At 61.6% G+C, this 10384-nt stretch carries 11 protein-coding genes; 7 read left to right on the top strand and 4 right to left on the bottom strand.

Annotated features, from left to right (window positions below; genetic code table 11):
- Positions 1 to 85 precede the first annotated feature (85 nt).
- Entirely contained in the window at positions 86 to 718 is a 633-nt protein-coding gene (locus ACW9HX_RS28270) for a TetR family transcriptional regulator (RefSeq protein ID WP_096819790.1), read from the bottom strand.
- A gap of 174 nt (positions 719 to 892) precedes the next feature.
- Positions 893 to 1399, bottom strand: a complete 507-nt coding sequence (locus ACW9HX_RS28275) for a hypothetical protein (protein ID WP_457383106.1) — start codon at positions 1397 to 1399, stop codon at positions 893 to 895.
- Positions 1400 to 1774: 375 nt separating this feature from the next.
- On the opposite strand from ACW9HX_RS28275, the gene ACW9HX_RS28280 reads away from it, so the two are divergent.
- Positions 1775 to 3850 (top strand): AsmA family protein, encoded by a 2076-nt coding sequence (locus ACW9HX_RS28280; RefSeq protein ID WP_457383107.1) that lies wholly within the window; start codon positions 1775 to 1777, stop codon positions 3848 to 3850.
- A gap of 30 nt (positions 3851 to 3880) precedes the next feature.
- Here the strand turns inward: ACW9HX_RS28280 and ACW9HX_RS28285 are convergent, their stop codons facing one another.
- Positions 3881 to 4786, bottom strand: coding sequence for a LysR substrate-binding domain-containing protein (locus ACW9HX_RS28285; protein WP_457383108.1), 906 nt, complete (start codon positions 4784 to 4786; stop codon positions 3881 to 3883).
- 119 nt (positions 4787 to 4905) lie between these two features.
- Between ACW9HX_RS28285 and ACW9HX_RS28290 the strand changes: the two genes are divergently transcribed.
- From ACW9HX_RS28290 to ACW9HX_RS28300, 3 genes are all read left to right on the top strand, one after another.
- Positions 4906 to 5544, top strand: coding sequence for an FMN-dependent NADH-azoreductase (locus tag ACW9HX_RS28290; RefSeq protein ID WP_457383109.1), 639 nt, complete (start codon positions 4906 to 4908; stop codon positions 5542 to 5544).
- A complete protein-coding gene (locus tag ACW9HX_RS28295) occupies positions 5545 to 5850 on the top strand; it encodes a DMT family transporter (RefSeq protein WP_457383110.1) in 306 nt (101 codons plus the stop codon).
- Between the two features lie 91 nt (positions 5851 to 5941).
- Positions 5942 to 6832, top strand: coding sequence for an alpha/beta fold hydrolase (locus tag ACW9HX_RS28300; protein ID WP_457383111.1), 891 nt, complete (start codon positions 5942 to 5944; stop codon positions 6830 to 6832).
- Here the strand turns inward: ACW9HX_RS28300 and ACW9HX_RS28305 are convergent.
- Positions 6829 to 7722, bottom strand: a complete 894-nt coding sequence (locus tag ACW9HX_RS28305) for a DMT family transporter (protein ID WP_457383112.1) — start codon at positions 7720 to 7722, stop codon at positions 6829 to 6831. The two genes, ACW9HX_RS28300 and ACW9HX_RS28305, sit on opposite strands and share 4 nt — an antisense overlap.
- Positions 7723 to 7820: 98 nt before the next feature.
- Between ACW9HX_RS28305 and ACW9HX_RS28310 the strand changes: the two genes are divergently transcribed.
- From ACW9HX_RS28310 to ACW9HX_RS28320, 3 genes are all read left to right on the top strand, one after another.
- A complete protein-coding gene (locus ACW9HX_RS28310; protein ID WP_457383113.1) occupies positions 7821 to 8615 on the top strand; it encodes an AraC family transcriptional regulator in 795 nt (264 codons plus the stop codon).
- Between the two features lie 63 nt (positions 8616 to 8678).
- The gene (locus tag ACW9HX_RS28315) at positions 8679 to 8984 is read left to right on the top strand and encodes a PsiF family protein (protein WP_025111807.1); all 306 of its coding nucleotides are present in this window, start codon (positions 8679 to 8681) and stop codon (positions 8982 to 8984) included.
- 333 nt (positions 8985 to 9317) lie between these two features.
- Positions 9318 to 10331, top strand: a complete 1014-nt coding sequence (locus ACW9HX_RS28320) for an AI-2E family transporter (protein WP_457383114.1) — start codon at positions 9318 to 9320, stop codon at positions 10329 to 10331.
- The last annotated feature ends 53 nt before the right edge of the window (positions 10332 to 10384 follow it).

Raw genomic sequence — 10384 nt, forward strand, 5'->3', positions numbered from 1 at the left:
AATGAATCAGGTGACTGACACAATGCTTTCGCGAGCAAGCCCGCTCCCACAGAGGGAAATTTGTTGTGTGCGTAATAACAGGGAACTACTCGGTACTGCCGAGCCCTTGCCAGTGCTTGAGCCCGATAAAGATGAAGCGTAACTGCTGGGTAATCTTCGCTTGGGGCGTCAGATGCTCCGGCAGGGCTTCGGCGGGCGGGTCGATGATGTCCGGCAGGGTGGCGAACACTGATTTGACGATCAGGTCGGCCATCACGCTGAGACCCTCACGATTCAGGTGCTGGAGCTTGGGCATCAAGGCCAGATCCGCCGCCAGGTCGGAGCTGATGTTCTCGCGCAAGCGACCAATGGCCTGCCGCACCGGCAATGATCCGCCGTACTGCTCACGAGCCAGAAACAGGAATTGCGAACGGTTGGCGCTGACCACGTCGAGGAAGATCCGCACCGACGCATCGATGATTCCGCCCATGACGAATTCGTTGTGGCGCACCAGGCGGATGGTTTCGCGAAAGGTCTGGCCGACTTCGCTGACCAGCACCAGGCCAAGTTCGTCCATGTCGGCGAAATGCCGGTAGAAACCGGTGGGCACGATGCCGGCGGTTTTCGTTACTTCACGCAGGCTCAGGCTGCCGAATCCTCGGCCGCTTTCCATCAAGTGGCGGGCAGCGTCCATCAGGGCGTTGCGGGTTTGTTGTTTCTGTTCGGCGCGGGGCAGCATCGCAAGGGTGTGTTCTTAGTCAAGACAAGCGCCGCACTCTAGCAAATCGGCTTTGTCGGCGTCGAACGGCAGCGGGGGAGATGGAAGCGGGAAATCGCGACTTCTTTATACAGGCTGCTGAAAAGTCAAAAGCCCAATCCGGGGATTGGGCTTTTTTTCCAGGCCGCCACGGGCTTAGCTCAAAGCGCTGTTGCGTTCGATCACACGGTCACCACCACCTTCGGCCAGGGTTTGACCTTGTGGGGTTTTGTCGTAGCCATCGGCAGCCAGGGTCTGACCTTGTGGGGTCTTGTCGTAGCCGTCAGCAGCGAGGGTCTGGCCTTGTGGAGTGCGATCGGAACCATCGGCTGCAAGGGTTTGACCTTGTGGAGTGCGATCCGAGCCGTCTTGAACCAGACCTTTCTCTTCCAGACGATCACGGCCACCTTCAGCTACGGTTTGACCTTGTGGGGTCTTGTCATAGCCATCTTGAACCAGACCTTTTTCTTCCAGGCGGTTACGACCGTTTTCAGCCAGGGTCTGGCCTTGTGGAGTGCGGTCCGAACCGTCAGCGGCAACAGTCTGGCTGAACACCGAGTGGCTGGATTTCACTTGCGGGGTAGCCTGGTCGGCGGCTGGCAGAGCGAAAGCGGTGCTGGCCAGCATCGAGAGGGTAAGACTGAACAGAAGTTGGCGTTTCATGATGGGTTGCTCCTTGGGAGGGCGATAAAGTGGGTACGAGGGCAATGCTACTCTCGATAAGTCGATATAAAAGTTCATAAACACAATGGTAATAATCAACAGAATTGATTGTTCGCTCGGGAGGCTCTAGCTCGGGCGTTTCAGGCGGGCGGTTTTGCACAGTGGTGGGTATTTTCCACCCACTTGCGCTCCGCAAAAGTGCGGGGGCGGTAACGCCGAGTCGACTGATCGGTCAGAATGGCCACCGTTTTTTGGCCTCGATGGGCTTTCGATTAAACCTGCGGGCTGTTTGTCAGTCGTAGACTTCATGAGGGCCCCCTAAGGCCCGTCGTTTCAGCGGTGTCGATCCGCCGTCGTTTTCAGGAGCTTTGTGCAATGACGCGCACGCGTAAAATTTTCGCCTGGACCTTCGCCACTCTTGTGCTGTTGCTGGCGGTGTTGGTCCTGATCATCGTGTTCTTCGACTGGAACCGCATCAAACCGCCGCTCAACGCCAAAGTTTCGGAAGAACTGCACCGACCGTTCGCCATCAACGGCAACCTCGCCGTGGTCTGGCAGCGAGAACCGGACGAGGGCGGCTGGCGCGCCTGGGTGCCGTGGCCGCATGTGGTGGCCGAAGACCTGACCCTGGGCAACCCGGACTGGTCGAAGCAGCCGCAGATGGTCACGCTCAAGCGGGTCGAACTGCGCATTTCGCCGCTGGCACTGCTGGCACAACGGGTGACGATCCCGCGTATCGACCTGACTGAACCCAACGCGCAATTGCAGCGTTTGGCCGATGGCCGCGCCAACTGGACGTTCAAGTTCGATCCCAAGGACCCGAACGCCGAGCCCTCGAACTGGGTGGTGGACATCGGGGCCATCGGTTTCGACAAGGGCCATGTCACTCTGGACGACCAGACCCTCAAGACCAATCTCGACCTGTTGATCGATCCGCTGGGCAAACCGATTCCCTTCAGCGAAATTGTCGGCGACAAAGCGGCGAAAACCGCCTTGGAAAAGGGCGGCGCACCGCAGGATTACGCGTTCGCCTTGAAAGTCACCGGCCAGTATCACGGTCAGAAACTCGCCGGCCAAGGCAAGATCGGCGGACTGCTGGCCTTGCAGGATGCGGCCAAACCGTTCCCGCTGCAGGCCCAGGCGAAGGTCGGCGACACCAGCATCGAACTCGCCGGCACCCTGACCGATCCGCTGAACCTCGGCGCCCTCGACCTGCGCCTGAAACTGGCGGGCGCCAGCCTCGGCAATCTCTATCCGCTGACCGGCGTCACCCTGCCGGACACGCCGCCGTACTCCACCGACGGTCATTTGATCGCCAAACTGCATGAGCCGGACGGCGCGCAGTTCCGCTATGAACAGTTCAACGGCAAGATCGGCGGCAGCGACATCCACGGCGACCTGGCCTACGTCGCCAGCAAGCCGCGCCCCAAACTCAGTGGTGCGTTGCTGTCCAATCAACTGCTGTTCGCCGACCTCGCACCGTTGATCGGTGCCGACTCCAATGACAAGCAAAAGGCCCGCGGTGGTGAAAGCAAACAACCGGCGGACAAAGTGCTGCCGGTGGAGGAGTTCAAGACCGAGCGCTGGCGCGACATGGACGCCGACGTCGAGTTCACCGGCAAACGCATCGTCCACAGCGAGAAGCTGCCGTTCACCGACCTTTATACCCACCTCAAACTCAACGACGGCGAACTGAGCCTGGAACCGCTGCGTTTCGGCGTGGCTGGCGGCAATCTCGATGCGCAGATCCGCCTCAACGGCCGCACCGAGCCGCTGGAAGGCCGGGCAAAACTGACCGCGCGCAAGTTCAAGCTCAAGCAGCTCTTCCCGACCTTCGAACCGATGAAGACCAGTTTCGGCGAGCTCAACGGCGATGCCGACATCAGCGGTCGCGGTAACTCGGTGGCCAAGCTGCTGGGCGGTGCCAACGGCAACCTGAAGATGCTGATCAACGACGGCGCGATCAGCCGTGAATTGATGGAGCTGGCAGGACTCAACGTCGGCAACTACGTGGTCGGCAAGGTCTTTGGCGACAAGGAAGTGAAGATCAACTGCGCAGCGGCGGACTTCGACATCAAGACTGGCCTGGCGACCACCCGCCTGTTCGTGTTCGACACCGAGAACGCGATCATCTACATCGACGGCACGGCGAACATGGCCACCGAGCAACTGGACCTGACGGTGACGCCGGAATCCAAGGGCTGGCGCCTGATTTCCCTGCGCTCACCGTTGTATGTACGCGGCAAGTTCATCAAGCCTGACGCCGGGGTGAAAGCGGTGCCGTTGATGCTGCGCGGTGCCGGCATGGTCGCGCTGGGCGTGATCGCCGCGCCGGCGGCGGGACTGCTGGCGCTGGTGGCGCCGAGCGGTGGCGAGCCTAATCAGTGCGCGCCGCTGCTGGAGCAGATGAGGGCGGGCAAGGCACCGGTGACTGTAAAACCTACCCGATAATCCGCACAGGATCGTAGCCTCCGACAAAGGCTACGATCGCGGCGACAGTCCCGAGAGCAGCGCCTCTTCGCGCAGCCAGGCAAAAAACGCCTTCACCGGTGGATGCCGCTCGCGGCCCGGTACGCAAAGTGCGCTGTAACCGGCACCGTCGACCTGCACCTCGCCCTTGTACGGCACCAGCAGACCGCTGGCGACGCTCTCCGACACCAGAATATTGCTCGCCAGCACCAGCCCTTGCCCGGCGATGGCCGCTTGCAGGGCGTAATGCTCTTCATCGTATTCACGGATCGCCGGGTGCTGATTCAGCCAGTTCTCGCCTGACTGCGCGCACCACGCCTCCCAGCCATGGGCGTAGAGTTTCGAGTTGTGCCAGCGCACGCTGATCAGCGCCGGTGTGCGGCGGGCGGCCAGCGCCACCTGTTCCGGCGAGCCATACACGCCGAACGACTCATCGAACAGGCACAACCCGTAGAGGTTCGGGTAGTCATCGAGGCTGTAGCGCAACACCAGGTCGACGCTGGCGTCCTGATGCAGGTCGATCACTTCGCAGTGGGTGTCCAGCCGCACATTGATGTTCGGATGCCTGGCGTAAAACCGCCCCAGTCGCGGCACCAGCCACAGCGCGGCGAAGGCGGCGGTGGTCGACAGTGTCAGGCTGCTGCCGCTGCGCTGCGGGCGCAGGGTATCGACGCTTTGCGCCACTTCCAGAAACGCGCCGTGCAGGCTGCGGAACAGCCGCTCGCCCCCCTCGGTCAGGCGCACCTGACGCGGCAGGCGTTCGAACAGCGCCACGCCGAGCCAGTCCTCCAGCGAGCGGATCTGATGGGAAATCGCCGTCGGCGTGACCGCCAGTTCTTCGGCGGCCGCCTTGAAACTCAACAGGCGCGAGGCGGATTCGAACGCGCGCAGTGCGGTCAGCGGCAATGAAGCGAACATGGAAACTCCATGGATGAATTCATTTCATCCAGACTGATTTTTGCTCATTTGAGGCGATGACGTGGGCACTGCAATCTGGCGCCACACAGCCACTCAAGTCTAGTCCCAAGGAGTTTCAGATGAGCAAGATTCTTGCGATCCATGCCAGCCCTCGCGGTGAGCGCTCCCATTCGCGGCGCCTGGCGGAAAGTTTTCTCAGCGCCTGGCAAGTTCGTCATCCGCAGGCGCAAGTCACTCGCCGCGAGGTTGGGCGTGCACTGATTCCAGCGGTCAACGAGGCGTTTGTCGCCGCGGCGTTCTACCCGGAGCCCGAAGCACGACCGCTGTCGATGCAGGCCGATCTGGCCCTCAGCGATCAACTGGTGGACGAGTTGTTCGAGCACGACCTGCTGCTGATTTCCACGCCGATGTACAACTTCAACGTGCCCAGCGGCCTCAAGGCCTGGGTCGATCAGATCGTGCGTCTGGGCCTGACGTTCGATCACACCCTGGACAACGGCATCGCCCAGTACACGCCGCTGTTGCACGGCAAGAAAGCGCTGATCGTCACCAGTCGCGGCGGTTTCGGTTTCGGCCCGGGTGGCGAGCTGGAGGCGATGAACCACGCCGATCCATGGCTGCGCACGGCGCTGGGTTTCATCGGCATCAACGACGTAAGGGTGGTCGCGGCCGAGGGCGAAGAATCCGCCGAGCGCACCTTCGCGGTGTCGGTGGCCGAGGCCGAGCAGCGCTTGCTCGACCTGGCCCGGGAGTTTTAGGTGGCCTGGGCTTTCCTTCTGATCGCGGCGGCGTTTGAAGTCACCTTCGCCATGGGCATGAAGTACGCCGAGGGTTTCACCCGGTTGTGGCCGTCGTTGATGACTGTAGTCGCGGCGGTGGGCGGGATTTACTTCCTGACCCTGGCCATGCGCGAGTTGCCGGTGAGCATCGCTTACCCGATCTGGACCGCCATCGGCTCGCTGGGCACGGTGTTTTTCGGCTTTGCGCTGTTGGGCGAGAGTCTGACGCTGGTGAAATTGCTGTCGGTGGGGCTGATTGTGGCGGGGGTGGTGGGGCTGAAGTAGGCTGGTCGTGCAGTTGTCATCATCGAGGAGGATGCTTGGCGGGCGTTTTGCACGTCATGCATCCACCCACCGACCACAGGGATGTCTGCCCATGTCGCAGGATTCGGCCACACGTTATCCACTGGTGCTGGTGCCGGGAATGCTCGGGTTTATCCGGCTGGTGCTGTACCCGTACTGGTACGGGATCATCGCCGCTTTGCGCCGGGGTGGTGCGACGGTGATTGCGGTGCAGGTGTCGCCGCTCAATTCCACCGAAGTGCGTGGTGAGCAACTGCTGGCGCGGATCGATGAAATCCTGCGCGAGACCGGCGCCGCGAAGGTCAATCTGTTTGGCCACAGCCAAGGCTCGCTGACGGCGCGTTACGCAGCGGCGAAGCGCCCGGATCTGGTGGCGTCGGTGACGTCGGTGGCCGGGCCCAATCATGGTTCGGAACTTGCCGACTATCTGGCGAAACACTATCCGGCGGACAGCGCCCGGGGCCGCATTCTTGAGGCGCTGTTGCGTTTTGTCGGTTGGCTGATGGCACTTTTGGAAACCGGTTACCACGGGCCGAAACTGCCGGTGGATATTCACGCTTCGCACAACTCCCTGACCACCGAAGGCGTGGCGCTGTTCAACCAGCGTTATCCACAGGGTTTGTCTGACACCTGGGGCGGGCACGGGCCGGAAGAGGTCAACGGCGTGCGTTATTACTCGTGGTCCGGCACCTTGCAGCCGGGCAAGACCGACCGCGGTGGCAACCTGTTCGACGGCACCAACCGCAGCTGTCGGTTGTTCGCCAAGACCTTCGTGCGCGAGCCGGGACAGTGCGACGGCATGGTCGGACGCTACAGCTCGCACCTGGGCACGGTGATCGGTGATGACTACCCGATGGATCACTTCGACATCGTCAACCAGTCACTGGGACTGGTCGGCAAAGGCGCGGACCCGGTGCGGCTGTTCGTCGAGCACGCGGCGCGGTTGAAAGCCGCCGGGGTCTAGGCGGCGCTCGGGGTGCGGGAGCGACCGAGGACGGTCGTCCAGCGCTCTGAAAGAATCACCCCGCCCAGTGTCAGCAAGCCACCGACCAGGTGATACAGCGCCAGTTGTTCCTTCAGCACCACCGCGGCAATCAGCGCCGTGATCAACGGCAGCAGGTTGAAGAACAGCGTGGTCCGGCTCGGCCCCAGGCGCTGTACGGCCTGCATCCACGCCAGCGGCGCGAGCATCGAGGCCAGCAGACATGCATACAGCACCAGCGGAATGTTCTGCAGGGTCAGGCCGGTTTTCGGCGACACGGCATACAGCGGAAACAGCACCACCACCGCCACCAGCACCTGCAAGTACAGCAACACCAGTGGCGGCAGGCGCAGTTGCCATTTCTTCAGCAGGGTGCTGTAGATCGCGTAGGCGAGGGTCGCGATCAGCATCATTGCGTCCCCCAGGTTCACCCCGTGTTGCAGCAGCGCGCCGAGGCTGCCGGACGACACCACCACCAGCACACCGGCGAATGACAGCACCGCACCGACCAGCGCGCCGGCAGTCAGGCGTTGGCCGAGGCTGATAATCGCCATGGCCAGCGACATCAACGGCATCAGCGACAGGATGATGCCCATGTTGGTGGCGCTGGTCATGGTCGCGGCGAAGTAGGCCAGGCTCTGGTAGACCGCCATGCCGAGCACGCCGAGGATGAAAATCCTGCCCAGGTTCGGGCGGATCTGCGGCCAGTGCGCAATCACCTTCCTGAGCATGAACGGGGTGAACAGCACGCCGGCCAGCAGCCAGCGGTAGAAGCCGATCTCGGCGGGAAAGATCGCACCGACGGCAAGCTTGTTGATCACGGTGTTGCCGGCCCAGATGAAAATCGCCAGCAGGGGAAACGCGTATTGCATGGGAAGAGAAACCAGTACGTTGATGAACGGTGATTATCCCCTGTCTGGATGCAGGCCTATACTGCGAACCGGACAACCTGCCTCTGATTCCGGACAGCATGAACAGTAAACACATCGATCTGCTGGATTTCAGCGAACTGCCGTCGGCGGTGTATTTCCGCTACGCCGACTTCAATGCCCACGAATACGCTGCGCCGCACCGCCACCCGTGGGGCACGCTGGAATACGCGGCCCACGGCGTGTTGCACATGGATGTCGACGGCAGCCGCTTCATGTCGCCGCCGCAATACGCGGTGTGGGTGCCGCCGCAGGTCGAACACAGTTTCTACAGTCATCAGCCGGTCAACTATCGGGCGGTGTGCCTGGCGCCCGAGGTGTGCGCGGATTTGCCGGCGCAGGCCTGCACCCTGGCGATCAGCGACATCCTCAAGGCAATCCTCAAGGACTTCGCCGCCCGGGATGTGAAGATCCCCGCGTTCGATGCCGACCAGCGCCTGGCCCAGGTGCTGGTCGATCAGTTGCGGCAGGCGCCGGTTCATCAGTGTTACCTGCCGTACGCCAGCAGCCCCGGATTGCTGACCATCCTCGAAACCCTGCAGGCCGAGCCCGGCAACAACGAGCCGCTGGCGCACTGGGCGGCGCAGGTGCATGTCAGCGAGCGCACCCTGGCCCGGCAATTCGTGCGGGAGTTGGGGATGAGTTTCGGTGAGTGGCGCCAGCGCCTGCGCTATCTCGCGGCCATCGAGGCGCTGGAAAGTACGCGCAGCGTGCAGGAAATCGCCTTCGATCTTGGCTACAGCAGCGGCTCGGCCTTTATCGCCATGTTTGCCCGGCAGGCCGGGTGTACGCCGGAACAATACCGGCGCAGTCACCTTGAGGGTAGGAAGGTGTAACAAGCTTTGACTACACTCAGCCGGAGGCCGCCTCCATCGATGCGGCGACAAGGAGAAAACTCCATGAAGATGTTGCGTGTCCCTTTGTTGATGATCGGTCTGCTGCTGTGCTCCCAGGGTTTTGCCGCCACGGCGCAACAGAACAAGATGACCACTTGCAACGCCGACGCCACGGCCAAGAGCCTGAAAGGCGATGAGCGCAAAACCTTCATGAGCACTTGCCTGAAGGCAGCGCCGGCGGCCAACGACGCCAAGACCCTGACCCCGCAACAGGAAAAGATGAAAACCTGTAATGCCGATGCCAAGACCAAGGCGCTGACCGGCGATGCGCGCAAGACCTTTATGAGTGATTGTCTGAAGAAGAAATAAAGCGGATTTAGGTGGTGACTGGCAGATGTGTCCGGCTTGGGATCCAGGCCCTCACCCTAACCCTCTCCCAGGGGGAGAGGGGACCGAACGCGGGATGTCGGAGTTATCCGTCGACCTGAGCTTGCGGTGCTGAATCCGGAATCGACCGGGTCTGTCAGGTTGTAAATGTTCTCTAAATTGACGCGGTCCGTTCCCTCTCCCTCCGGGAGAGGGCTAGGGTGAGGGCTGGGCCGCAAGTCAGACACCAAACCCACAAACACCGCATATCCCTAGTGCTCCCCAAGGATCGCTGGCAGACTGCCAATCCTTTTACGCCGTTCGTTTTGAGGCTGTATGCCAACGTTTTCTGAGCGTCATGTTGTGTTCTGGGTCAGTTGCATCATCATTTTCGGCGGTTTGCTGCTGGCATTGCCGCTGCGCTTGTTGCCCAGTCTGCTGGCCGGGTTGCTGGTGTTCGAACTGGTCAACATGCTGACCCCGCAACTGCAACGACTGATCGAAGGCCGTCGCGCGCGCTGGCTGGCGGTAGCGTTGCTGGGCACGCTGGTGGTGAGTGTGCTGGCGCTGATCTTTGCCGGGGCTATCAGTTTCCTGCTGCACGAGGCGGAAAATCCCGGGGCTTCCCTCGACAAATTCATGGGCGTGGTTGACCGCGCACGCGGGCAACTGCCACCGTTTATCGATAGCTACCTGCCCGCCAGCGCCGCCGAGTTCCGTGTGGCCATCGGTGAATGGGCGAGCAAGCATTTGTCCGAACTGCAACTGGTGGGCAAAGACGCGGCGCACATGTTCGTGACCTTGCTGATCGGCATGGTGCTCGGTGCGATCATCGCGTTGCAGCGAGTGCCGGACGTCACCAAGCGCAAGCCGCTGGCGGCCGCGCTGTTCGATCGTCTGCATCTGCTGGTTCAGGCGTTTCGCAACATCGTTTTCGCGCAGATCAAGATTTCCCTGCTCAATACATTCTTCACCGCGATCTTCCTGGCGGTGATCCTGCCGCTGTTCGGAATCAAGCTGCCGCTGACCAAGACCCTGATCGTGCTGACGTTCCTGCTCGGGCTGTTGCCGGTGATCGGTAATCTGATGTCGAACACGCTGATCACCATCGTCGGCCTGTCGCTGTCGATCTGGGTGGCGATTGCAGCGCTGGGCTACCTGATCTTTATCCACAAGCTCGAATACTTCCTCAACGCACGCATCGTCGGCGGGCAGATCAGTGCCAAGTCCTGGGAGTTGCTGCTGGCGATGCTGGTGTTCGAGGCCGCGTTCGGCCTGCCGGGGGTGGTGGCGGGGCCGATTTATTACGCGTATCTGAAGAGTGAGTTGAAGCTGGGCGGGATGGTTTGATCCAGGCCTTGTAGCGTTCTCGCCGGCCCTTCGCGAGCAAGCCCGCTCCCACA

Source organism: Pseudomonas sp. SDO52101_S400 (genome assembly GCF_054071635.1).